Here is a 24,356-nt window from a genome sequence, read left to right as displayed (position 1 = left end):
CTCAGGATGACGGACAGGCGTTTGCGCGAGCGAGATATTCAGCTCGTCAAATCATCGACACCAGCCCACCGCCGTGGCGTTCGAGCCTGCCGGCGAGCTCGAGCTCGAGCAGCACGGCGCGGACAACGGCCGGCGACACGTCGGCCATCCGGATCAGATCGTCGATGCTGATCGGGCTCGGCCCGAGCAGGTCGATGATGCGCGCGCGATCGCCGCTATCAGTGGCAAAGTCCAGCGGCTCGTCGTCCTCGCGCGCGCCAAGCATCACCGGCCGCTCCATGATCGGCGTCACCGCGCTGATGACGTCGGCGGCTTCGGTGACCAAGGTGGCGCCTTGCTTGATCAGGTCGTTGGCGCCGGCGGCGCGCGGATCGATCGGCGAGCCCGGCACCGCGAACACCTCGCGGCCCTGTTCGGCCGCCATCCGCGCAGTGATCAGCGAGCCCGAGCGATGCGCGGCCTCGACGATCACGACGCCGAGCGAGGCGCCCGAGATCAAACGATTGCGACGGGGAAAGTCGCGCGCCCGCGGCACGTGGCCGAGCGGCATCTCCGAGATCGCCGCGCCATGCTCGAGCAGGGCGGCCAGCAGATCCTCGTGCTCTGGCGGGTAGATTCTGTCGTGGCCGCCGGCGAGCACGGCGACCGTGCCGCTGGCAACGGTGGCGCGGTGCGCTGCCTGATCGATGCCGCGGGCGAGGCCCGAGATCACGACAAAGCCGGCATCGCCAAGATCGCGCGCCAGGGTGCCTGCAAATTTCAACCCGGCGCCGGAGGCATTGCGGGAGCCGACGATCGCGATCATCGGCCGCGTCAGGGTATCGCGCGCGCCGCGCACGGCAAGCAGCGGCGGCGCGTCGTCGATAGTGGCAAGCCGCGCCGGATAGTGCGCTTCCTCCGGCGCGACGAGATCGATGCCGAATTTGCGGCAGGCCGCGAGCTCGGCGGCGGCGTCGGCCTCGCTGCAGATCCGCCCGGGGCCGGAGGCGCCGCCGCGGCGCGCGAGGTCAGGCAGGCGCTCCAGCGCGTGCGCCGCATCGCCAAAATGGCGGAGCAGCGATGCAAAGGTGCGCGGGCCGACATTGTCGGAGCGGATCAGCCGCAGGCGGTTGAGCCGTTCGGTGTCGGTGAGTTTTGGAGGGCTGGGCGAGCGGTCATGCATACGGGGCCCAGCTTCGCCCAACCTGAGATTGTGATCAACTGCGACATTGGCGCAGCCGCGCGCGACGCGCTAAAAGCGCTTGGCAAGAAGCCGCCAAAAACCGTCAAGAAACAGGACGTCCGCCGATGATTTCGCTTGCCGATCTCCAACGCCGCATAGCCTCCGGCGAATTGTCCACCGATGTCGCCATCACGCAGACGCGGGACGCCATCGCGGCGCAGGACAAGACTATCGGCGCCTTCGTCCGCCTCGACGAGACGGCGCGTGGGCAACAGGCCGGGCCGCTGCGTGGAATTGCAGTCGGCATCAAGGACATCATCGATACCGCTGACCTCCCGACCGAGATGGGCGCCGCGATCTATCGCGGGCATCGGCCGCGCGCCGACGCTCCGGTCGTGATGGCGCTGAAGCAGGCCGGCGCCACCATCATCGGCAAGACCACGACGACGGCATTCGCGGCGAACGATCCGACCGCAACGCTCAATCCGCACAATCACGCGCACACGCCGGGCGGCTCGTCGTCGGGCTCGGCCGCCGCGGTCGCCGCCGGGATGATCCCGCTGGCGCTCGGCACGCAGACCGGCGGCTCGGTGATCCGGCCGGCCTCGTTCTGCGGCGTCGCCGCGATCAAGCCGAGCTACCGGCTGCTGCCGACCGTCGGCGTGAAATGCTTCTCCTGGACGCTCGATACCGTCGGGCTGTTCGGCGCCGGCGTGCGCGACGTCGCGCTGGGGCTCGCTGCGATGACGAAGCGGCCCGAGCTGGTGGTGCCGTCGAAGGTTTCCGCGCCGCGCATCGGCGTCGTCACGCAGGCCTTCGCCGGCGCGCCTGAACCTTCCGGCGCGGAGGCGTTGCAGAAGGCCGCGCGTGCGGCGGAGCAGGCCGGTGCGACCGCGCGCGAACTCGCGATGCCCGAGGTCGTCGCGGAGGCGTGGCGGATCCATCCGGTGGTGCAGGAGTTCGAGGCGCATCAGTCGTTCGCCTGGGAATACGGCCAGAACTACGATGTGATGCCGCCGCTGCTGCGCGGCCGGCTCGACGAGAGCAAGGGCGGCACGCCGGCGGAATACGACGCGGCGATGGACGTCACGCTGCGCGCACGGCAGGCGCTGGCTGCTGTTCTCACCGAGGTCGACGTGCTCGTGACGCTGTCGGCACCGGGCGCGGCACCCGAGGGTTTGGCGTCGACCGGCGATCCCCGTTACAACCGGCTCTGGACCTTGTTGGGCGTGCCCTGCGTCAACGTGCCGACGCTGACCGCCGAGGGCGGATTGCCGGTCGGCGTGACCGTGATCGCGGGTTTTGGCAATGATGCCAAAGCGCTGGCGGCCGCGAGCTTTGTCGAGGACGCGCTGAAGCGGTAGGCTTGGTCATTCCGGGGCGATGCGCCGCATCGAACCCGGAATCTCGCCCCACAACTTCTGGATTCCCCGGTGCGCAATTGCGCACCTGAGGTTCAGCGCTGCGCGATGCCCCGGAATGACATACGTCACTTCCGCTCGCCGATCTTGCCCTCGGTACCGGCCTGCAGGCGCTGGATGTTCTCGCGGTGCATGTAGAACAGCAGCAGCGTCAGCACGGCGAACAGCGAGGCGAGCGCGTTATGGCCGAACCACCACAGGAACAGCGGCGTCACGAACGCGGCGATCAGCGCCGACAGCGACGAGTAGCGCGTGGTGTAGGCGGTGCCGAGCCAGATCACGGCGAAGATCAGCGCCGCCGGCCAGAACAGGCCGAGCAGCACGCCGAGATAGGTCGCGACACCCTTGCCGCCGCGAAACTTGAGCCAGACCGGGAAGAGGTGGCCGAGGAAAGCCCCCAGCGCCGCCAGCATCGCCGCGTTCGGGCCGTCGATGGTGCCGGCGATGATGACGGCGACGGTGCCCTTCAACATGTCGCCGAGCAGCGTCGCCGCGGCGAGGCCCTTGCGGCCGGTGCGCAGCACATTGGTGGCGCCGATATTGCCCGAGCCGACCGTGCGCAGATCCTGCGTGCCGGCCATCCTGGTCAGCACCATGCCGAACGGGATCGAGCCCAGCAGGTAGCCGATCAGGAAGGCGAGCGGCAGCAGCCCATCAGCAGACATCGCAGTGGTTCCCTGGAGCGGTCCGGCCCGAACGGGGCAGTGCCGTCAATGAAATATTAACCATAAATCCGCACCATGGCCTTGGTAATGAGGGAGCTTATCATGGCTTCTGTTCGCAGGCGGCTGGAGCAGTTTTTCTTTGTCGTTTACGTCGCGGCCATCGTCGTTGGCACAACGATGGAAGCGATGTCGCAACTCGCGTCGCGCTAAGTTCCACCCCAGTTTCAGACGTGCTCGTAAACGGTCCGTCCGCCGACGATCGTCCGCGTCACGCGGCCCGAGAAGCGGGCGTCGTCGAACGGCGTGTTCTTGCACAGTGATTTGAGATCGTCGCGGTCGAGGACCCAGGGCGTGTCGGCGTCGATCACGATGACGTCGGCCGGCGCGCCCGCGCGCAGCGTGCCGCCGGCCAGGCCGAGCAGCTCCGCCGGCCGTGTCGACATCGCCCGGATCAGCGTCTTGAAGTCCATCTCGCCATTGTGGATCAGCCGCAGCGCCGCCGGCAGCATGGTCTGCAGGCCGACTGCGCCGCTCGCCGCTTCCGCGAACGGCAGCCGCTTGACCTCGACGTCCTGCGGATTGTGGTCGCTCATCACGACGTCGATCAGCCCGGAGGCCAGCGCCGCGACCAGCGCCTTGCGGTCCTCCTCGGTGCGCAGCGGCGGGGCCAGCTTGAGGAAGGTGCGGTAGGGGCCGATGTCGTTCTCGTTCAGCGTCACGTGATTGATCGAGACCGAGGCCGAGACATTGTGGCCGGCGTCGCGGGCGCGCTTGAGGATCTCCAGCGACTCGATCGAGGTCAGCGAGGCTGCGTGGTAGCGCCCGCCGGTCAAGCCTGCGAGCCGCATGTCGCGTTCGAGCATGATCGACTCGGCCGCGGTGGGAATGCCGGCGAGGCCGAGCCTTGTGGCGAATTCGCCCTCGTTCATCACGCCTTCGCCCACCAGATTCGGATCCTCGGTGTGATGCACGATCAGCGCGTCGAAATCGCGGGCATAGGTCAGCGCGCGCCGCATCACCTGGGCGTTGGTGACGCTGCGGTCGCCGTCGGTGAAGGCGACGGCGCCGGCGGCCTTGAGCAGGCCGATCTCGGTCATCTCCTGGCCCTGCATGCCCTTGGTCAGCGCCGCCATCGGATGGATGTTGACGATCGCGGTGTCGCGGGCCCGGCGCAGCACGAAGTCGACGGTCGCCGAATTGTCGATCACCGGCGAGGTGTCGGGCTGGCAGATGATGGTGGTGATGCCGCCGGCCGCGGCGGCCTGGCTGGCGGAGGCGAAAGTCTCGCGATGGCTGGCGCCGGGCTCGCCGACAAAGGCGCGCATGTCGATCAGGCCGGGGGCCACGATCTTGCCGGCGCAATTGACGATGTCGGTGCCTTCGGGGACGCCGGCGGCGCCGATGCCGCGCTTGGCGTCACGGATCACGCCGTCGGCAATCAGGACATCGCCCGGACCGTCGAAATCGCGCGACGGATCGATGACGCGGGCGTTGGCGAGCAGGATGGGGCGGCGGTCGGTCAGCATCGGTCTCACGCGTTCGGCAGGTTGCGGGCGAGCGCTTCCAGCACCGCCATGCGCACTGCCACACCCATTTCAACTTGTTCACGGATCAGCGACTGCGCGCCGTCGGCGACGAAGGTGTCGATCTCGACACCGCGGTTCATCGGGCCGGGATGCATCACCAGCGCATCCGGCTTGGCATAGCCGAGCTTCTTCTGGTCGAGGCCGAAATAGTGGAAATACTCGCCCGACGACGGCACGAAGGAGCCGTTCATGCGCTCACGCTGCAGCCGCAGCATCATCACGATGTCGGCGCCGTTCAGCCCCTCGCGCATGTCGCGCGCGACCTCGACGCCCATCCGCTCGATGCCGGGCGGCAGCAGCGTGGAGGGGGCCACCACGCGGACGCGTGCGCCCATCGTGTTGAGCAGGAAGATGTTGGAGCGCGCCACCCGCGAATGCAGCACGTCGCCGCAGATCGCGATCGTCAGCCCCTCGAGCCGGCCCTTGTTGCGGCGGATCGTCAGGGCGTCGAGCAGCGCCTGGGTCGGGTGCTCGTGGCTGCCGTCGCCGGCGTTGATCACGGAACCATCAACCTTGCGCGCCAGAAGCTCGACCGCGCCGGAGGCGTGGTGGCGCACCACCAGGATGTCCGGGTGCATCGCGTTCAGTGTCACCGCGGTGTCCATCAGGGTCTCGCCCTTGCGGGTCGACATCGATGACACCGACATGTTCATGACGTCGGCGCCCAGGCGTTTTCCGGCGATCTCGAACGAGGACTGGGTCCGGGTCGAGGCCTCGAAGAACAGATTGACCTGGGTACGGCCGCGCAGGCTGGCGCGCTTCTTGTCGACCTGGCGGTTGAGCTCGACATACTCCTCGGAGAGGTCGAGCAGGCCCGTGATGTCGTCAGCGGAAAGGCCCTCGATGCCCAGCAGATGCCGGTGACCGAGGACAAAAGTCGATTTCAATGATGGGGTCATTAAAGCGAGAGCTATAGGCGCGGATGGCCGGTGGGGCAAGCGCGAAGAGGGCTCGCGGGAGTTTTCCCCGAGTAAGATGTCGCCGCCTTCCCGGCGGTGCTGCCGGGGCTCGCCGCGGGACATCCGCGCCTTGCTTTTGCGGGGGTTTCCGGAACAAGACGTGGATGGCGGGGCACAGGCGGAGCGGCAGCGACGCCGTCCTCCTGACGGGCTATACCCGGCCGTGACGCCGGAGCGAGACCTCGTGAAAATTGTCGTGATCGCATGGATGGCCATCGCATTGATCCCGGGGGCGATCTCGCCTGCCTTCGCTCAGAACTTGCCCGGCGACTTCGCGTTCCTTCGCGACATCGATCCGACCATCATCCAGGACATCCGCTACGCCGGCGCGAACAATTTCATGGGGCGGCCGATCGCGGGCTATGGCGCGGCGGAATGCGTGGTGAAGCGGGAGGTCGGGCTCAGGCTCAAGGCCGTGCAGCAGGAACTGGCCCGGCAAAGACTGTCGCTGAAGATGTTCGATTGCTACCGGCCGGCCCGCGCTGTCGCCGACATGGTGGCGTGGTCGAAGAACGGCACCGAGACCGCCGCCGAGCGGCGCTACAACCCGGCCTTTTCGAAGGCGGACCTGTTCCGCCTCGGCTACATCGCCACCCATTCGGGCCATTCGACAGGGGCCGCGGTCGATCTCACGCTGGTCGATCTTGGCGCCGACAATTCGCGCAAGTTCGATCCGGCCAGGGACTATGCCGACTGCACCGCGCCAGCCGCCACGCGCGCTCCGGAGGGCAGCGTCGACATGGGCACCGGTTACGATTGTTCCGACCTGAAGGCCCACACCGCGACGGGCTCGATCACGCCTGCGCAGAGGCGCTGGCGCGCCATGCTGGTCGCGGCGATGGCCCGGCAAGGGTTCGCGAACTATGCCAAGGAATGGTGGCACTTTTCGCTGCCGCGGGCAGGCGGCCCGGCCTACGACTTCCCGATCGTCCGGGCGCGGTAGCGCGTTTTCGAGAAGTGGACGCCGGTTCGCGTGAAGAAAACGCCTCAGAACAAGAGACTGGAGCTTCGATTCTGTTTCAATCAGAGCCGAAACTCTAGGGCAGGATTTTCCTCAAATCCGAAGCATTTTCGCAAGACGACGCTTGCCATCGCAAAAGTAGCTGAGCGACCTTTCAACACTCCTTAATTGTGGCCGTATGAAGTGCCGGCAACACGGGAGCATGCAGCATGCGTTTCGCAGCCATTGCAATTGTTGTCGTCGGCGTCGCCGGCGTCTTGATCTATGATCGACACGACAAGAGCGCGAATTATCAGCGCGTCGATGCCCGCATCAGCGGCGTCAGCGAGCAATGCTATCTGGAAAAGGTCGAGCGCGGGGTCATCACCAAGACGACATCGACCTCCGATCTGACCCGCTGCGAGATTGCCGAACTGCTGCGCAAGGAGCATCCCAAGTGGCAGGGCTATGACGTGAAGCACAAGATCGAGGTGAAGGTCGTCTATGTCTCGCCGGTCGACGGAGCCACCCACCAGTCGAGCCTGCAGATGTCCTACTTCCCCAACGGCAAGCCGCTGCGCGCCGGGGACGTGTTTCCCGTCCTTGCCTCCAAGACCAAGGCGGACAAGACGCGTTCGATCTGACCGCCGCGGTTCGACAGGACGGAAGCACAACCATGCGCCTTGGCCTCTACGCTATGATCGCTGTCGCCGTCGCGAGCTTCTATGTCTATAGCGAGCTCGACAAGCGGTTGAACTTCCGGCCGATCGATGCGCGCGTCAGCAGCGTCAAGGAACAATGCTACATGGAGAAGACCGAGGGGTCGCGAAGCTCGACCTCCGATCTGTTGCCGTGCGAGCTTACCGAGCTGCTGGCACGCCATCATCCGAAGTGGCACGGCGCCGACATCAAGCACAAGATCGAGATCCGGTTTGCCTACATCTCGCCGGTGGACGGCGCCGCGCATGAGTCCAACCTGCAGTTGGCGGCCTATCCCGATAACCGGCAATTGAGCAGCGGCGACATTTTTCCTGTCCAGGCTTCCAGGAAGGAGGCGAACCGGACCCGCGTCAATGACTGGGTCGACCGCTGGCTCGGCCGCCATGCGCCCAAGCATGGCAGCATCTGAACGCGATGAGCTTGGGCGCAGGCTGGTCCTACGCGCCGATAAACCCGCGGCGCAGCAATCCGCCCAGCACACCGCGAAGACTGGCGACGGCGGCGATGTTGCCGTGCGACGCGCTGAACAGCCACACCACCAGACGCTGATACTGTTCGGCGCTCGGCTCAAGCCGCGCCAGCACGGTTTGGCGGGATCGCGAGACCATGGAAATGTCGGTCCACCCCAGCTCCTCCAGGTGAATTCTGTAGCGCCAGCCGGCAAGCTCAAGCGCCTCGCCCGACCGACCCGAGAGCCGCACCGAGTCCGGTGATATCGCGAGCAGGCGGCACGACAGGATTTTTCCTTCGCCGAAGAGCCAGACCAGTTCGTCCGTCTCGAACATGTGACCGGAGCGAGGCAGCTCGAAGCAGACCAGGAACGCGATGAAGGCGATCAGCATCGCGATCGCCGCCCACAGCATGTTGAAGAAATCGAGCGAGGAAATCTCGCTGGCGCCGTACGGGGAGACGTACGCCCACACGATGCTTGCGGCGGAGCTTGCCGCGATCAATCCGAAAATGGCGGCGAGTTTCCAGTGGATGCGCGGCGCCGATCGATCACCTCCCTTGTCGGTGATCTTGAAGGGACGTCCGAACGGCTTGACGATGGCGCTGAGCAGCGTTGCGGTCACCGCAAAGCAGGTGACGGCGTGGGTGGCCTCCATGAACAAGGGCAGCGTCCGCGCGCGCGATATCCAGCTCATGTAGATAATCTGTCCGAGCAGCGCCGGCATGCCATAGCGCAGGAAGGAATGATAATCGGCTTCGAACGCGGGCAGCCCGCCGAACCAATAGATCGTCGGTGCGATCAATAGCAGCACCATGAAGGGTTTGGAGAGCCAGTTCAGCACGCCGTGCACATAGTGCCAGCGCTCGGTGAAGCTGAAGCCGCGGCCGAACAGCGGTCCGTTGCGCAGCAGGGCAACCTGTATGGTGCCAAGGCACCAGCGAGCGCGCTGAGTGACATATTCCGGGATGCCTTCGGCCGAAAGTCCGAAACTGAGCGGCTCGTTCAGCCAGACCGTGCGATAGCCGCGCGCCAGCATGGTGTAAGTGAGGTTGATATCCTCCGAGATCGCCTGTTCGGGAAAGCCGCCGATCTCGTCGAGCCGGTCGCGGCGAACGACGAAGGAGGTGCCGACGCAGAACGCGCAGCCCCACGCATCCTTGGCGGGTTGAAAGACGTCGAAGAAGAAGCGTTGATCGTCGACCCAGCTCTTCTCAGCCAGGAGATTATGCTGGATCGGATCGGCGTTGTAGTAAAACTGCGGGGTCTGCACGATCGCAACCTCCGGATCGGACAGCAGCAGGCCGACCGTGCGTTTCAAGAAGTCACGCCGCGGCGCGAAATCCGCATCGAGCACCAGAATGACCGGCGCGGCGGTCGCACGGCCAGCCGCGGCCAACCCGTTGTTGAGGTTGCCGGCCTTGGCACCCCTGTTGTCAGGCCGCGTCAGATGGCGTGCGCCGACCCGCTCGCAATAGTCCCGCAGCCAGTCGCGTCGCGTGTCATCGAGAACCCACACCGTCACATTGGCATAGTCGAGCGCCAGCGCGCCCAGGATCGAGCGCTGGAGGATTTCGAGCGGCTCGTCATAGGTGCAGATGAAGACGTCGACGGCGGGATCGCGATTGTCCGCGGCCAAAAGCTGCTGGGCGGCGTCGGCCTGCGCGGTGCGGTCGGTGCTGCGGAACAGGATGACGATCGAGATCAGCGTGTAGAGGATCGCGAGCAACTCGAACGCAATGAAGAGCCGCGGCCAAAGACTTTGCGCCGATAACTCGAACGGCGGCAGCGTATCGCTCCATCGCCACAGCGCATACGTGACGAGAAGGGCCGCCGTGGTCGTCCCGAACAGCGTACGGTGGCTGGCATGCGACGGCTCCAACAGCCGAGCCATGACCAGAAGCCCGAGCAAAATGCCGACGTCGATGGTCAGGACTGACACGATATCCGCGGCGGATGGGAACATTAGCGTATCCTTTTGCCGGTGAACGGATTCCAGCCGGTTTCGGCCAGCGCGGCCCACGCCGTCGCGCCGAGATGCGGGCGGCGGTAGTAGAAAAAGTCGGGATCGCCGCCGCTGGTCGGATCGATCGATAATCCCGTCGTCAGCCGCGCCGGCCGTGACGCATTGAGCAGGCCGGACGACGTCTGGTCCGCCTTCAGGTCTGCCAGCAGTCGATCGCTCTCGTGTAGGTCGCCGCTGATCCGGTAGGCCAAGGCCGCCTGCGCGGTGCCCTCCACCCAGAGGCCGTCGCGATCGCCGTTGAAATCGAAACCGCCGTCGACCCCGAGCCGCGCTTTTGCGAAGCCGAGCGCGCTCTTCCATGCTGCGGGCGATTCAGGCATCGCCATCCACGGCCAAAGCTGCGCGTCGAGCGCGAGCAGGCCCTCGTCCGCGAGGCTGCCGTCAGGCTTCGTCCCAAGCAGGAAGTGATCGCCGCGAAAGGCGCGATCGAGCAGCCGCCGCGCCTGTCCTGCCGCGCTGTCGTATTTCCGTTCGCCAGTCAGGCGGAACAGCCAGCGAGCGGCGGCGTGGACGTCGGCGTTGTGCTCGGTCGACATCCAGGTGAGCCTGACCTGCTTCGGATCGTAGCCGTGAAAGCCGCCGTAAAAGCCATTTTCGGAAGCGGTTGCGCCGATCATCCAATCGACCAGGCGCTCCGCGTCGGCGAGATATCGAGGATCGTGGGTTGCCTGATGCAGCGTCAGCAGTGCCAAGGCAGCCCAGGCGACGTTTCCGGTCGAGGTGCCGTCCTGCGCCGGATCCTCCGCCCAGACCCTGGCATGTCCGTCCCACCAGCCCGGTAGATCGGGAATAGGCTGGTTCACCGCGCCGGCACGATAGGCATTGCGCACACGGCCGTCATCGAAGCTCCGGTCGTTGCCTGCGGCGCGGCTGAGCGCGTTGCTGATTGGCCTTGCATCCGACACGTTGCCGCAGGCAACAAGCGCAATGACGGCGAGCGCATTGTCGTAGACGAACGCCGTCGTGGCGAGACCCGCGGGAAGGGCCGCTTCATCCTCGCCGGGCTCATAGCTGCGGACGAAGACCGCGTCGGCCGCGCTGCTGTGCGGCGCGACCGCCTTTTTCAGCCCGGCGCAGAACGTGCTTGCGGTTTGCGCCGTGTGGCCTGCCGCCGGCGCGCCCACGATCGCCGCGCACAGCATCATCGCGATGGCCGATTTCATTGCGATACGAGGGCACGAGTTCCGGGTGGTGGTTCGTTGTCGTCGGCCTTCGGCTGCGGCGGCTCCGAGGCATGGAAAGCGTCATACAGACGAGCGATACCGGCGCGCCGGGCATCCGCATCCGGCGGCGTCTTCTGCGCGGTATCGGCGGTGCCTGCGTCGCCGCCGATCCACGACGCAACGTAGTGGCCGAGCCGGTGCCAAGTGACCGACATCGAGGGGACCACACCATTCTCGCGCGTCACCGTCACCCATTGGCCGACCGGACAGGCGGACGCGTCGGCGGTCCCCGTTTGCTGCACCGGTCCGCCGTCGCCTGCCTGGTCCGGCGTGATGATGGCGTAGAGTTCGCGCCGCTCGGTTTGCGGGAACGGAACGGCAAAGCGCTCATCGGCTTTGTCGCTGGTCTTCGGTACGACCGCAGTGACGACGCCGGACCGCAACGAACTCCCGTCGATGCGAACGCGGGTGCCGGGCATCATGCTCTGGCCCTGCCGGTAGGAAAAGATGGCGACGACAAAGCGCTTGTCGCAGTCGATGACGGAGCTGATAGTATCACCGGCGCTGACATGCCGCCCCATCGCGGCGCCGACGCTCGAGACCTTGCCCTGGCCGCGCGCGACGACATCGGCATCCGCCAGCGTCGCCAGCCTGCGCGTTTCGGCGTCGATCAGGTGCTCGAGATCGGCAAGCACTGCGGCTTGCTGCTTTTGCTCGATTTTCATCCGCGTGGCGTCGAGATCGATGTCCCTGCGCTTCTGGGCCAGATTGTTGAGAGCAACCAGTTCCTCGCCGACATAGATACCCCTGCTCAGGGCGTTGAGCTGTGCCATCTTCTGATTCAGCTTGGCGGCCTCTGCGTCCGCACCATGTATGGTCGCGGCATATTGCTGAGTTGTCGGCCGGAGCATGTCGTTACTCGCGGCATTGCGTGTCACCATATTGGTCTGGCGGTCGACCAGGGCCTTCTTTTCACCGCTCGCGGCGTTGGATTGAGCAACACGGGCGCGAAGCTCCTCGATCCGCGACTGTAACTGACCCTTGAGCTGGCTGGTCTGATCAGCAATCTCGCCATCGAGGGACGAAACATAGTTGAAGTCCGATTCGTGCTTTGCGCGCGTCGCATCGAGCTTCTGCCGTGCGTCGGACGCCTTTTCCTGCAACGCGATCAGCGTCCCGCGATCGATCCTTGGATTGCTGATCCGCGCCAGCGTTTCGCCATCGCGGACGTCCCGGCCCGGAAGCACCGTCAACAGGCCGACTTCGCCGCTGATCGGCGCGGTCAAAAGCGTAACGGGGGCGTTGACCACGGCACGATCGGATTGATCTGCAACGATCGGCGGCGTCACCGCGGTGAGCATCAGGACAGAGAGCAATCCGGCGACGCCGATGGCGAATATTCTCAGTATTCCGGGATGTTTCCGCACAGTACCGCGCGTTTCAGATCTATCAATCATCAGTTCTCTCTCGGTTGGGAGGGCCTAAAAGAGCGCGTCTTGGTGATTGGTTGCCTGTTTTTCCCTGCGCATGGCTAGGACTGCAACAACGCAGAGCGCATTTGGTTGCTGCAGAAACCGAGCGGAAAACCTGCAGCAGGAGCGGCGGACGCACGGAGGAACGGGTGAACGGCAGCCCGGATCGCCGGTTCCGGCCGTACGGCGGCGGCTGATGATAGCGGACAGCCCAAGGGGCGTCCGTTGATGGGCCCTGCTGCGATATCGCCCCGCGATCGGAGCGGACATCGGCTGCGCGGACCCCGATAACCCCCGATTCACCAGCACGCGGCCGAATGCGCATTTTTCGCTGCCCGGCACCGGCTCACGGGCTTATGATCCTCCGATTCCATTGCGCCGCGGCTGGCCCGTGATCCCGGCCGGAAGAGGCCGGTTGTCCAGGCCGCATGCGTGCAGACCAGTTGCCGAGGAGACCATGACGCAGGCTCCGTTTGCCACCCACGACGTCTTCAACCAATCGCCGCCGTTCGAAAATGTCGACCTGTCCACGGTGGATGCGCCGCTCGCCGCGGCGGTCGCTGCCAATGGCGGGGCGGCGGCAACGGCTGAGCTGTCCGATTTCGGCAAGCATTGGGGATCCGCTGCCATGGCGGAGCGCGGCCGCATCGCCAACGAGAACACGCCGAAGCTGCGGCTGTTCGATGCCAAGGGCAATCGCCGCGACGAGGTCGAGTTTCACCCGGCTTATCACGAGCTGATGGCGCACTCCGCGCATGCCGGCGTGCACAACTCGACCTGGAGCGCCGACGGCAAGCCGGCCGGCGGAGCGGCCGAGGTGGTGCGTGCGGCAAAGTTCTACATCGCTTCCCAGGTCGAGACCGGCCATCTCTGCCCGATCACGATGACGCGCGCCTCGGTCGCGGCGCTGGCCTCGCAGCCGGATATTCTGGCCAAGACGATGCCGGTGATAGGAACGCGCGCCTACGATCCCACCTTTGCGCCGTGGTGGAGCAAGCGCGGCATGACCCTCGGCATGGGCATGACGGAAAAGCAGGGCGGCACGGATGTGCGCGCCAACATGACGCGCGCCGAGCGCGACGGCGGGGCCTGGCGCATCACCGGGCACAAATGGTTCATGTCGGCGCCGATGTGCGACGCCTTCCTGGTGCTGGCGCAGACCATGAATGGGCTGAGCTGCTTCTTCATGCCGCGCTTTGCGTCCGACGGCACGGTCAACGCGATCCACTTCCAGCGCCTGAAGGACAAGCTCGGCAACCGCTCCAATGCCTCGTCGGAGGTCGAATTCCACGGCGCTTATGCCGAGCTGATCGGCGAGGAGGGCAAGGGCATCCGCACCATCATCCAGATGGTGCAGCTGACGCGGCAGGATTGCGCGATCGCATCCGCCGGGCTGATGCGATCGGGGCTGGCGCATGCGCTCCATCACGCGCGGCACCGCAGCGTGTTCCAGAAGCATCTCGCCGACCAGCCGCTGATGCAGGCGGTGCTGTCGGACATGGCGCTGCATGTCGAGGCGTCGATCGCGCTGGTGATGCGGCTCTGCCGTGCCTTCGATCGCGCGCCGGCCGATGCGGGCGAGGCCGCCTATATGCGGCTGCTGACGCCGGCGATCAAATACTGGACCTGCAAGAGCGCGCCCGGCTTCCTCTATGAGGCGATGGAGTGCCTCGGCGGCAATGGCTATGTCGAGGAAGGCATTTTGGCGCGCCATTACCGGGAGTCGCCGGTCAACGCGATCTGGGAGGGTTCCGGCAACGTGATGTGCCTCGACGTGCTGCGCGCGCTCGGCCGCGAGGCTGACGCCGCACTCGCGGTGCTGCGCGCGCTTGCCGAGGAGACCAAGGGCCTGCCGGGCGCCGCCGAGGCCGTTGCCTCGATCGGGCAGTCGTTCCGCCGGCCGGACAGCGAGCGCGTCGCGCGACTTGCGGTCGAGCAGCTGGCGCTCCTGGCGGCAACCGCGGCGCTCAACCAGGTCTCGCCGAAAAACGCCGAGCTGTTTGCGACGACACGGCTTGCCGAACGCCACGCCGGCATGTACGGCGCGGTGGACTTATCCGATGCCAATCAGCGCGCGCTGCTGGCGCGGGCGCTGCCATGACCACATTGACCACCGTCATGCCCGGCCTTGTGCCGGGCATCCACGTCTTTGCTTCGACAGGGCAAAGAAAGACGTGGATGGCCGGGACAAGCCCGGCCATGACGAATTGATAGAGCCGAGGTTCGCTGATGGATTCTCTCACGCCGCAAGACGCGACTGCCGCGATCGAACCGCCGCCGCTCCCCCCGCGGGTCTGGAAATTCTGGGGCACCGCGCTGTGGGGCCTGTTGATCTTCGCCGCGATGTTCGTCGGCCAGGTCACGGTCATCGTCTGGCGCATCGTCGCGCAGGGCGGCGAGGTGTCGACGGCCGGCATCACTCATGTGGTCGCCGACGGCCTGACGATCTCGCTCTCGGTCCTCGCCGGCCTGCCGATGGTGCTGCTGGTGCTGTGGTTCGCGATCCGCCGGACCCGGATCCCGTTCGCCGATTACCTCGGGCTGCGCGGGACGTCGTGGAAGAACGTGATCATCGGCATCGTCGCGCTCGTCGTGCTGGTCGGAGCCTGGGACATGGTGTCCCGCGCCGCCGGCCGCGAGGTGTCGCCGGGCTTCATGGGCGACGTGCTGAAATCGGCGCAGGAGCACAGTGCACTGTGGCTCCTGGTGATCGCCTTCGCCGTGGCCGCGCCGCTCTGGGAAGAACTGTTCGCACGCGGCTGGCTCTACCGCGGCTGGTCGGAATCCGCGCTCGGACCCTATGGCGCGATCCTGCTGTCGTCGATCGTCTGGACGGTGATGCACCTGCAGTACGACTGGTTCTTCCTCTGCCAGGTGCTGACGATCGGCCTCCTGTTCGGCTATTTGCGCTTCCGCACCGGATCGACCTGGCTGACCATCCTGCTGCACGGGCTGAACAATTTCGCGGCGACGATCCAGACCTGGTGGCTGGCGGGCTGAGAGTTCCCTATGCTAGGTTGAAGCTAGGCCCACCTTCGCTGCAACGTTGTTGCAGAAGAATCCCATATGTCGAACCTCGAGAATGCCAACGCGCCGGTCCCGGCACCGCCGCAGCGGACCTGGGATTTCGTGGAGACGGCATTCGTCATCCTGATCGCTTACGGCGTTTTTACGCTGGTTGGAGGTTGGGCCATGACGATCATCATCGCGGCGCAAGACGGCGTAGCCAGAATGTCGCCGGCTCAATTGCGGGATTTCGCCGCCCAGGGGCGATGGTACGGCGCTGGCCTTACCATCGCGAGCCCCTTGACGATCGGCGTGCTCTGGATCGCGATCCGGAAGGCTCGCCGCGGGTTCGAGGAATATCTCGCGCTCAACTGGCCGAGCCCGGCCGAAGCCATGCGCGCATTTGCAATCTTTGCCGGCATTCTGCTCGGTGAATCGGTCATCAATTCGAGTGTTGGTGGCGAGGGGGCCGCGGTGGATGACCCGGTCTTCGTGGTCAAGGGCGCGAACGGCTTGATGATCCTGCTCATCGGTACCTGCATTGCAGGACCCATCATGGAAGAGTTCCTCATTCGTGGCTTCTTGTATCGCGGCTGGTCGGAGTCGTTTCTGGGTCCGATCGGAGCGATCGTTCTGACCGCCGCCGTCTGGGCTATGACCCACACACAGTATGACGTTTATGGGAAGTTGGAGATATTCGGGATGGGATTGGCGCTGGGCTATTGCCGTTGGCGCAGCAACTCAACCTGGCTGACGGTCATGATCCATTCCGCCCTCAACACATTCATCTTTTTCGTGACAGGCCCGTATGTCTAGGGCCCAACGGCTGCGATCACGATTGGCATCGTGATGTCCGGGATCGTCTGCGGCGTGATCATCATCCGGAACCAGCGCCGGTGCGTCGCCAGCCATCGGAAGGTTGGAGGATGCCAGCATCCCGTCCGAGTGCTATGATCTGGATCAATGAATGAGCGCGGGCCGGACTGAAACCAGGCAGCGGCGGCTGCCGTCGTGCGAGCTCTTCTCATGGCTATCTTGATCCGAGCAATCCTGGCCAGCGTCGTTGCGCTGGCGTCTCTCGGCGCCATCACGCAGCAGGTGCGCGACCAGGGCGTTACCGACACCGAAATCCGGATCGGCAATGTCATGCCGTATAGCGGCGCGCTGGAGATTTTCGGCCAGATCGGCAAGGCGGAAGCCGCCTATTTCGAGATGATCAACGAACGCGGCGGCATCAATGGCCGCAAGATCCGCTTCATGTCCTATGACGATCTGTCGGATCCCGCCAACGCCATGGATCTCACGCGCATTCTGGTCGAAACCGACAATGTGCTCTTGATGTTCGGTTCGTTCGGCACGCCGGGGAATCTCGCGGTGCGGAAGTATCTCAACGAACGGAAGATCCCCCAGCTTTTCGTTGCTTCCGGCGATCACGAGCTCAGCGAGCCGTCGCTCTATCCGTGGACCATGGGCTGGCAGCCTTCGTATCGCGAGGAAGGGCGCATCTACGCCAACTACATCCAGGCGTTCTATCCCGGCAAGAAAATCGTGGCGCTTTGGGAGAATGACCAGTTCGGGCGCGAATTGTTCAAGGGACTGGTGCAAGGGCTGGGCGACGTCGCCCACAACATCAGGGTCGACATCGCCTATGATGTCGACGATCAGCACCTGGACGGCCACGTCTCGATCCTGAAGCAATCGGGTGCCGAGGTCTTTGTGTTTGCCGGAGTGCCGGAAAATGCCGCCAAGGTGATCCGCGCGGCGGCTGACCACGGCTGGCGGCCGGTGTTCGTCGTGAACCAGATGGCGTCATCGATCGAGACGGTGCTCAAGCGGGCCGGCACGGAGAATGCGACCGGCGTCATCACCGCCGCGTTCCTGAAGGATGCGAGCGATCCGGCCTGGAGAGCGGAGCAGGGCGCCTGGTACAGCTTCCTGGACAAGTACACCAAAGCCGGCGGCAAGGATGACGCGGCCGCAGTCTACGGCTATGCCGCCGCCGAAACGATGGTCGAGGTGCTCAGGCAATGCGGCAACGACCTGTCGCGCGAGAACGTCATGAAGCAGGCTGCGGCGCTCAGGGATTATCAGGCGTCCGCCTTGCTCCCCGGCATCAAGATCAACACCGCTCAGTTCCGACCGGTCGAGCAATTGCGGTTGCTTCAGTTCGATGGCCGTAGCTGGCAGCCGATCGGGGATGTGCTCGATACGGCGTTCGCCGGTTCGACCGGGAAATAGCGGCGATCAACATAAGCCTACGAGCCGCGCGCAATTGTTGCGGGCCTTCGCTCTTGCTGAAGCGCAAGGGCGAGTTGTGGTGCTACGTCGCTGGGACCGGCGGGCCGGTCTATTGCGGGAGGGCGCGCGCCGCTCGGCGCCGACGGGGCCTCGAAAGAGACGCAACTTCGAAAGTAATGACTTGTTGCGCGAATGGCACAGGAGGCCGCGGCCAAATCAGGTACATTGATACTGTATTGAAAGACTTTTCATCACCCGGAGCATTGCGTTGGCGTCAGACGCAGTCAGTCTGGCTGATACAACAAGCGTAGCGGACGGGGCGGCTGCTACAGCGCCGTTTCGCGTAAAGATCGTGACGCGCGACGAAATCGCCGGTTGTCCCGCTTGGGAGGCCAGTTTCGCCGACCTGCGCAAGGATCACCGCTACTACGAGATACTGGAGGATACGCTCCGTGAGCGTGTCGAGTACCGGTACTTCGCGATCATCGACCGGGCAGGCTGTCTCCATGCCGTCCAGCCGTTTTTTCTTCTCGACCAGGACGTTCTCGAAGGACTTGGAGCGCAATGGCAGCCGCTGCTGGCGCGCATCCGAGGCTTCGTTCCCGGGTTTCTCAAAATGCGAACCCTGATGGTCGGATGCTTCGCCGGTGAAGGGCATCTTGCCGGATCAAGCACGGTGCCGTCCGGCAAGATCGCCGAGATTCTTTGCGGCGAAATCGTCACGCTCGCCCGATCGTGCGGGGCGCAACTCATCGTCCTGAAGGAATTTCCTGCGCGCTACCGGCCGGTGCTGGATTGCTTTGTCGGGCGCGGCTTCGCCCGTGCGCCGAGCATGCCGATGACGGCGCTCAATATCGAGCACGACGACTTCGATGCCTACATGCAAAATGCGCTGCCGCGATCGGCACGCTGGCAGCTCCGCAAGAAATTCAAGGCAACCGACGGTGAAACCATAGCTCTTACCGTCACCGACGACGCAAGGGATGCCGTCGACGAGATCTATCCGCTCTACCTGCAGGTCTTCGATCGCTCGAAATTCCGTTTCGAGAAACTGACAGCCGACTATCTCCGCCGGCTCGGCAGCGACATGAAGGACAAGGTCCGCTTCTTCATCTGGCGCCGTGGCGGGAAGGTGATCGCCTTCAGCCTTTGCATGGTCGAAGGCGACAGTCTGTTCTGGGAGTATGTCGGGCTCGACTATGCTGTCGCACTCGACCTTCATCTTTATTACTACACCATTCGCGACATGATAAATTGGGCGATCGCCAACGGTTACAGGTGGCTTCGAAGCACGGGTCTCAGCTACGAACCGAAATTCCGGATGCGGCATGACCTCGATCCGCTCGACCTCTATGTGCGGCTTCGCTCTCCGCTTCCGAACGCGATCTTCAGGCTCCTGTTGCCCTGGATCGTACCGGCCCGCTATGACAAGACCTTGCGCAAATTCGCGAACTATCGCGAAGTCTGGTAGCGACCGATTGCGCGGCGATATTCAAGGCCGATCGGGTACGCCTTCTAAAGCCCCACCGCGGCAATCACGATCGGCATCGTGATCGCGGCCAGAATTGTCTGCAGCGTGATGATCTGGGCGAGCAGCGGCGCGTCGCCGCCCATCTGGCGCGCCAGCACATAGGCTGACGGCGAGGTCGGCACCGCGGCGCAGGCCGCGACGATGGCGAGATTGGAGCCGGTGACGCCGAACCACATCGCGAGCGCGACCGTCAGCACCGGCATCAGCACGAGTTTCAGCACCAATGCCGCGCTGGCGGCAAGGCTGGGCCGGAAGATGCCTTCCAGATGCAGCCCGGCCCCGGTGACGAGCAAGCCGATCGCCAGCGACGAGCCGCCGAGCGCGTCGGCGACGTCATACCAGATCTGTGGCAGCGGGATGTGCGCGACATTGATGACGAGCCCGATGACGCAGGCCCAGATCAGCGGGTTCTGCACGACAGTCATCACGATGGCGCCGGTCGAACGCTTCTCGGACGAGGCATATTTCGCCAGCACGGCGACGCTGAACACATTGACCAGCGGGATGATCGCGACCATCGCGACCGAAGCCAGGGCAAGGCCTGTGCTGCCATAGAGATTGCGCGACACCGACAGCGCGACATAGGTCTGCCAGCGCGTCGCGCCCTGGAAGATCGAGGTGAAGGCGGGGCCGTCGACGCCGGCGCGGGCCAGCGGGCCGCGCAGCGCGAGGCAGAACAGCGACATCACCAGCGCCGCGAGCAGCAGCGCGCCGCCGACGCCGGCGACCGGCACCGTGGTCAGGTCGGCCTTCACCAGGGTCTGCACCAAGAGCACCGGGAACAGCACGTAATAGGTCAGCCGCTCCAGCCCGTGCCATTGCGTATCGAGCGGCATCAGCGTGCGCTTGAGGACGAAGCCGAGCACGATCAAGAGGAACACCGGCAGCAGCGCCGCGATCACCACGGCCATGGTCAGCGCTCCCCGCGCAGCTTCGCCAGCCGGTCCAGCGCACCCTGCAGGATGAAGATCGCGGCGTGCTCGTCGATCACCTCGGCGCGGCGGGCGCGGCTGACGTCCATCCCGATCAGCTCGCGCTCGACCGCCGCAGTCGACAGCCGCTCGTCCCACAGCCCGATCGCAAGGGGGGTGAGGCCGGCGAAGTTGCGGGCGAATGCCCGGGTCGACTGCGCGCGCGGCCCCTCGCTGCCGTCCATGTTGATCGGCAGCCCGAGCACGAAGCCTACGGCGTTGCGCTCGGCCGCGATCGTGAGCAGCCGTGCCGCGTCGAGCTTGAACTGCTTGCGCTGGATGGTCTCGACGCCGGTCGCCAGCCGCCGGTCCGGATCGGAGACGGCAACGCCGATGGTCTTGGTCCCGAGGTCGAGGCCGACAAGCGCGCCGCGGTCGGGCCAATGCGGTGCGGCTTCGATCAGGGGAAGGATGGGGGCGGGCATAGCGCTAGCGCTTAGCACGCGCCCGCGCGCCGAGGCAAAGCCCGGCACTGCCGTGGCGTCCATGCGAAAAAGCCGGTCAGGCGGCGATCACCCGATCGTCGCCGGGAAGGCACGCGGCCAGTCCCTGTAGCGCGCTGTACTGATGCGCGGTGCGGCGCTGGATGAACAGCGTCTCGACACGCGCGTGCTGTGGCTCGAGCTTGTGGATATGGATGTCGCGCTGGACGTGGTCGCGCGCGACGACGGCGCGCGGCAACAGCGTCACGCCCATATCGGCGGCGACGCAGCCGACCATGCCGTCGAGCGTGCCCAACTCGAAGCGCGCGGCCCGACGGCCAGCCGAATTCCGTGAACACCTGTTCCAGGCGTTGCCGGTAGGTGCAGCCGGTGCGGAACACCAGCGCGGTCGGGCCCGACTCCGGCGTGCCGGCGCGCAGGGCGGCAAGCGATTTCCAGCGCTGCGCGGTGACGAGCACCAGTTCCTCGGTGAAGGCTGACGTCGCGATGAGTTCGGCATGCTCGATCGGGCCGGCGACGAATGCGCCGTCGAGCGAGCCGTCGAGCACGGCGGCGACGAGATCGGCGGTCGGCGCGGTGCGCAAGGTCAGGCGCACCGCCGGATAACGGCGATGAAACTCGGCGAGTAGCGTCGGCAGCCGCACCGCGGCGGTGGTTTCCATCGAGCCGATCGACAGCGGACCCTTCGGCTCGCCATCGTCGCGCGCGGCGAGCACGGCTTCGCGCGACAGCGCCGCCATGCGCTGCGCATAGGGCAACAGGCGGCGGCCGGCGCCGGTCAGCGACATGCCGCGGCTGTGGCGCTCGAACAGCGCGGTGCCGATCTCGGCCTCCAGCGCCTTGATGCGCTGGGTGACGTTCGACTGCACCGTGTTCAGCTCGTCGGCGGCCCGGGTGATGCCGCCGAGCCGCGCGACCGTGGAAAAGGTGAGCAGGTCGGTCAATTCCATCTGGGATCACCGTTCTGATTTAGAGATGGTAGCGTTCTCTAGTATTCATTTTCACAGAATGTTAGCCCGACCTAGTCTGATTGTCCACAAACCCCGGAGGAACGCCATGTCGATCGACACGCCGCTGACTGCGCTTTTGGGAATCCGACAACCGATCTTGCTCGCACCGATGGATGTGGTCGCGGGCGCGAGGCTCGTGACTGCGGTCAGCGCCGCCGGCGGCCTTGGCATTCTCGGCGGGGGCTATGGCGACCGGCCTTGGCTCGAGCAGGAGACGGCGAAGCTCCGGAAATCGACGACCCCGTTCGGCATCGGCTTCATCACCTGGAGCATGGCGAAGCAGCCGGAGGTGTTGGACGTCGCGCTTGCAGCACAACCGCGCGCGATCATGCTGTCGTTCGGTGATCCGAAGCCGTTCGGACCGCGGATCAAGCAAGCCGGTGCGCGCCTCATTTGCCAGGTGCAGGACGAAGAGATGGCGCAGGACGCACTGGATGCCGGCGCCGACGTCCTCGTCGCGCAGGGGACCGAGGCCGGCGGTCATGGCGCGTCGCGAACCACTCTTGATGTCGTGCCGGCGATCGTTGATCTCGCCGCGGGGCGTGTCCCGGTGGTTGCCGCCGGCGGCATCGCGGACGGCCGCGGTCTTGCCGCCATGCTGATGCTCGGCGCCTCCGGTGTGCTGCTCGGCACACGATTCTACGCGAGCCAGGAAGCCGAGATCGCTGACGAAGCGAAGCGGCGGGTCTGTGCCGCCAAGAGCGGTGAGACGGTGCGTGGCATCGTCTTCGATCTGTCACGCAACAATGTCTGGCCGGCTCCGTTCAACGGGCGCTGTCTCGTCAACGATCATGTCCAGCGCTGGACGGGACGTGAGGTCGAATTGCTCCAGAATGTGAAGAAGGTTGCCGCCGACTATGCGGAGGCCAAGGCGCGCGGCGATTTCGACGTCGCCGCCGTCATCGCGGGCGAAGCGGTTGGGCTGATCCACGACGTTCCGCCGGCGGCCGAGATTGTCGACAGGATCACGTTGGAGGCCGAACAGATTCTGCGTGGACGTCGCAACTCCGTGCTCAACCCTGCGCAGGCGCCGGCTCCTGCCTGAAAAGGCGTGAATCGGAACGCGCATCGCATAAGAGACTTGAATCCGTAGCGATCGGTGATAGTTCCGCTCGCTGGCTTTCGTATCGAACCGACCCTCTCCCTTTTTGCGGAGAGGGTTCAAAACCAACAACAACCAGTTCAAGAGCAAGAAGAATGTGGCCTGATCGACGTCTAACTGATCTCTTCAAAACCGAATTCCCGATCGTACTGGCGCCGATGGCGGGCGTGATGGATGCGGAGCTTGTCATCGCAGCCGCAGAGGGTGGCGCACTCGGCTCATTGCCATGCGCGATGCTATCGGCCGAGAAGACACGCGAGCAGGTCAATATCATCCGTCAGCGCATTTCGGCGCCCGTCAACATGAACTTCTTCTGCCACACGCCGGTCGAGACCGATCGCGCGCATGAAGCGACATGGCGGCAGCTGCTCGCGCCTTACTATCACGAGCTCGGCCTCGATCCGGATGCGCCGATCAACGCGGCGAACCGCGCGCCGTTCGACGCGGCGTTTTGCGCCGTGGTCGAGGAGCTGAAGCCCGAGGTGGTCAGCTTCCATTTCGGCCTGCCGGAGCCGAAGCTGTTGCAGCGGGTGAAGGCGGCCGGTGCGATCGTGATGTCGTCGGCGACCACGGTGAAGGAGGCGATCTGGCTGGAAGAGAACGGCGCCGATGTCGTCATCGCGCAGGGCGCCGACGCCGGCGGCCATCGCGCCATGTTCCTGACCGAGAATATTTCCGAGCAGCCCGGGACGTTCTCGCTGTTGCCGCAGGTGGTCGATGCGGTGAAGGTGCCGGTGGTCGCGGCCGGCGGTATCGCTGACGGGCGCGGGATCGCGGCGGCATTCGCGCTCGGCGCCGCGGCCGTTCAGATCGGCTCGGCCTATCTGCGCTGCCCGGAATCCAAGGTAACCCCGCAGGGCCGTGTCGCGCTGGCGCAAGCGAGCGACGAATCGACCGTCATCACCAATGTGATGACCGGACGCCCGGCGCGCGGCGTCGCCAACCGCGTGATGCGCGAGGTCGGGCCGATCTCGCCGGACGCGCCGGCGTTCCCGCACGCAGCAACCGCCCTCGGACCGCTGAAGGCGGCTGCCGAAAAACAAGGCAAGGTCGATTTCACCAATCTGTGGGCCGGGCAGGCGGTGCGGATGGGCAAGGAAATGCCGGCGGCCGAATTGACACGCGCGCTCGCCGGCGCCGCGCTGGCGCGGATGGCGGCTCTGTCTCAGGCCTGACGCGCGGCCTCGTTCAGACCAGGCAGGCCACGTAGAGGATCGCGACCCCCAGCGCCGTGCCGATCGACCAGAGGGCGGGGTCCCAGCCCTCCGGGCGGGGGCTGCCGTTGAGCATTGACATGACGCGCTCCGAACTTTTCTGTTTGGTGGAGTAGGCGCCGTGAATGTTTCGGGACGACGTCGCGGTGGCCGCGAACTGGTTTCGTCGTGCGTTTCGCAGCCGGAATGCGTGGCAGGGTGTCTTGCCCGGTCGCCGGATGGGCGCAAAGCCCCGTTGGGCGGGCAAATTCGCGCGGTTGCGGCGCAAAACCGGCCTCT

At 65.3% G+C, this 24,356-nt stretch carries 21 protein-coding genes and 1 pseudogene; 11 read left to right on the top strand and 11 right to left on the bottom strand.

Annotation, left to right across the window (positions count from 1 at the left end; translation table 11 throughout):
• Nucleotides 1–46: 46 nt before the first annotated feature.
• Nucleotides 47–1,162, bottom strand: coding sequence for a DNA-processing protein DprA (gene dprA, locus ACVMIH_RS09715; RefSeq protein ID WP_456861521.1), 1,116 nt, complete (start codon nt 1,160–1,162; stop codon nt 47–49).
• A gap of 125 nt (nt 1,163–1,287) precedes the next feature.
• Here dprA and ACVMIH_RS09710 point away from each other — a divergent pair, with 125 nt between their 5' ends.
• The gene (locus ACVMIH_RS09710) at nt 1,288–2,526 is read left to right on the top strand and encodes an amidase (RefSeq protein WP_456861520.1); all 1,239 of its coding nucleotides are present in this window, start codon (nt 1,288–1,290) and stop codon (nt 2,524–2,526) included.
• 125 nt (nt 2,527–2,651) lie between these two features.
• Here the strand turns inward: ACVMIH_RS09710 and plsY are convergent, their stop codons facing one another.
• The 3 genes from plsY to ACVMIH_RS09695 form a co-directional block, all read right to left on the bottom strand.
• Nucleotides 2,652–3,248, bottom strand: coding sequence for a glycerol-3-phosphate 1-O-acyltransferase PlsY (plsY, locus tag ACVMIH_RS09705; RefSeq protein ID WP_076834465.1), 597 nt, complete (start codon nt 3,246–3,248; stop codon nt 2,652–2,654).
• Between the two features lie 224 nt (nt 3,249–3,472).
• Nucleotides 3,473–4,774 carry a dihydroorotase gene (locus ACVMIH_RS09700; RefSeq protein ID WP_057020787.1) on the bottom strand — a complete coding sequence of 434 codons (1,302 nt, stop codon included), beginning with the start codon at nt 4,772–4,774 and terminating at the stop codon, nt 3,473–3,475.
• Nucleotides 4,775–4,779: 5 nt separating this feature from the next.
• Nucleotides 4,780–5,733 (bottom strand): aspartate carbamoyltransferase catalytic subunit, encoded by a 954-nt coding sequence (locus tag ACVMIH_RS09695; RefSeq protein WP_026192854.1) that lies wholly within the window; start codon nt 5,731–5,733, stop codon nt 4,780–4,782.
• A gap of 268 nt (nt 5,734–6,001) precedes the next feature.
• On the opposite strand from ACVMIH_RS09695, the gene ACVMIH_RS09690 reads away from it, so the two are divergent.
• From ACVMIH_RS09690 to ACVMIH_RS09680, 3 genes are all read left to right on the top strand, one after another.
• On the top strand, nt 6,002–6,736 hold the full coding sequence (locus tag ACVMIH_RS09690; protein WP_076834461.1) for a M15 family metallopeptidase: 735 nt from the start codon (nt 6,002–6,004) through the stop codon (nt 6,734–6,736).
• Between the two features lie 227 nt (nt 6,737–6,963).
• A complete protein-coding gene (locus tag ACVMIH_RS09685) occupies nt 6,964–7,377 on the top strand; it encodes a hypothetical protein (RefSeq protein ID WP_092078151.1) in 414 nt (137 codons plus the stop codon).
• Between the two features lie 32 nt (nt 7,378–7,409).
• Complete coding sequence (locus ACVMIH_RS09680; protein ID WP_141341910.1) at nt 7,410–7,862, top strand: hypothetical protein; 453 nt, start codon at nt 7,410–7,412, stop codon at nt 7,860–7,862.
• Nucleotides 7,863–7,890: 28 nt separating this feature from the next.
• Here the strand turns inward: ACVMIH_RS09680 and ACVMIH_RS09675 are convergent, their stop codons facing one another.
• Genes ACVMIH_RS09675 through ACVMIH_RS09665 form a run of 3 tightly spaced genes read right to left on the bottom strand, consistent with a single transcriptional unit; the run spans nt 7,891 to nt 12,451 of the window.
• Entirely contained in the window at nt 7,891–9,867 is a 1,977-nt protein-coding gene (locus ACVMIH_RS09675) for a glycosyltransferase family 2 protein (protein WP_456861519.1), read from the bottom strand.
• Complete coding sequence (locus ACVMIH_RS09670) at nt 9,867–11,090, bottom strand: hypothetical protein (RefSeq protein ID WP_233475702.1); 1,224 nt, start codon at nt 11,088–11,090, stop codon at nt 9,867–9,869. The genes ACVMIH_RS09675 and ACVMIH_RS09670 overlap by 1 nt, the downstream gene beginning before the upstream one ends.
• Nucleotides 11,087–12,451, bottom strand: coding sequence for an HlyD family efflux transporter periplasmic adaptor subunit (locus tag ACVMIH_RS09665; RefSeq protein ID WP_456861517.1), 1,365 nt, complete (start codon nt 12,449–12,451; stop codon nt 11,087–11,089). Before ACVMIH_RS09665 ends, ACVMIH_RS09670 begins: the two co-directional genes overlap by 4 nt.
• Nucleotides 12,452–13,019: 568 nt before the next feature.
• On the opposite strand from ACVMIH_RS09665, the gene ACVMIH_RS09660 reads away from it, so the two are divergent.
• The 4 genes from ACVMIH_RS09660 to ACVMIH_RS09645 all read left to right on the top strand — a co-directional run bounded on the left by ACVMIH_RS09660 (nt 13,020) and on the right by ACVMIH_RS09645 (nt 17,806).
• Entirely contained in the window at nt 13,020–14,663 is a 1,644-nt protein-coding gene (locus ACVMIH_RS09660) for an acyl-CoA dehydrogenase family protein (protein WP_456848728.1), read from the top strand.
• Nucleotides 14,664–14,791: 128 nt separating this feature from the next.
• The gene (locus ACVMIH_RS09655) at nt 14,792–15,562 is read left to right on the top strand and encodes a CPBP family intramembrane glutamic endopeptidase (RefSeq protein ID WP_141341898.1); all 771 of its coding nucleotides are present in this window, start codon (nt 14,792–14,794) and stop codon (nt 15,560–15,562) included.
• Between the two features lie 66 nt (nt 15,563–15,628).
• A complete protein-coding gene (locus tag ACVMIH_RS09650) occupies nt 15,629–16,384 on the top strand; it encodes a CPBP family intramembrane glutamic endopeptidase (protein WP_456861515.1) in 756 nt (251 codons plus the stop codon).
• Nucleotides 16,385–16,594: 210 nt separating this feature from the next.
• Complete coding sequence (locus ACVMIH_RS09645; protein ID WP_456861513.1) at nt 16,595–17,806, top strand: ABC transporter substrate-binding protein; 1,212 nt, start codon at nt 16,595–16,597, stop codon at nt 17,804–17,806.
• A gap of 274 nt (nt 17,807–18,080) precedes the next feature.
• Here ACVMIH_RS09645 and ACVMIH_RS09640 read toward each other — a convergent pair whose 3' ends face one another.
• Nucleotides 18,081–18,464, bottom strand: a complete 384-nt coding sequence (locus tag ACVMIH_RS09640; protein ID WP_349535975.1) for a hypothetical protein — start codon at nt 18,462–18,464, stop codon at nt 18,081–18,083.
• 18 nt (nt 18,465–18,482) lie between these two features.
• Between ACVMIH_RS09640 and ACVMIH_RS09635 the strand changes: the two genes are divergently transcribed.
• Nucleotides 18,483–19,277: a GNAT family N-acetyltransferase gene (locus tag ACVMIH_RS09635; RefSeq protein WP_349535974.1), complete on the top strand. Its 795-nt coding sequence runs from the start codon at nt 18,483–18,485 to the stop codon at nt 19,275–19,277.
• A gap of 44 nt (nt 19,278–19,321) precedes the next feature.
• Here the strand turns inward: ACVMIH_RS09635 and ACVMIH_RS09630 are convergent, their stop codons facing one another.
• The 3 genes and pseudogenes from ACVMIH_RS09630 to ACVMIH_RS09620 form a co-directional block, all read right to left on the bottom strand.
• Complete coding sequence (locus ACVMIH_RS09630) at nt 19,322–20,248, bottom strand: AEC family transporter (protein WP_057020777.1); 927 nt, start codon at nt 20,246–20,248, stop codon at nt 19,322–19,324.
• A gap of 2 nt (nt 20,249–20,250) precedes the next feature.
• Nucleotides 20,251–20,733, bottom strand: coding sequence for a Holliday junction resolvase RuvX (gene ruvX, locus ACVMIH_RS09625; RefSeq protein WP_456861510.1), 483 nt, complete (start codon nt 20,731–20,733; stop codon nt 20,251–20,253).
• 76 nt (nt 20,734–20,809) lie between these two features.
• Nucleotides 20,810–21,701: pseudogene (locus ACVMIH_RS09620) on the bottom strand (LysR substrate-binding domain-containing protein).
• On the opposite strand from ACVMIH_RS09620, the gene ACVMIH_RS09615 reads away from it, so the two are divergent.
• Complete coding sequence (locus ACVMIH_RS09615; protein WP_456861508.1) at nt 21,670–22,806, top strand: NAD(P)H-dependent flavin oxidoreductase; 1,137 nt, start codon at nt 21,670–21,672, stop codon at nt 22,804–22,806. The pseudogene ACVMIH_RS09620 and the gene ACVMIH_RS09615 sit on opposite strands and share 32 nt — an antisense overlap.
• Nucleotides 22,807–22,958: 152 nt before the next feature.
• Complete coding sequence (locus ACVMIH_RS09610; protein WP_076834440.1) at nt 22,959–24,038, top strand: NAD(P)H-dependent flavin oxidoreductase; 1,080 nt, start codon at nt 22,959–22,961, stop codon at nt 24,036–24,038.
• Nucleotides 24,039–24,356: the final 318 nt, after the last annotated feature.

The organism is Bradyrhizobium sp. USDA 4503 (genome assembly GCF_054055815.1).
This window is presented reverse-complemented; position numbering and strand designations above follow the sequence as displayed.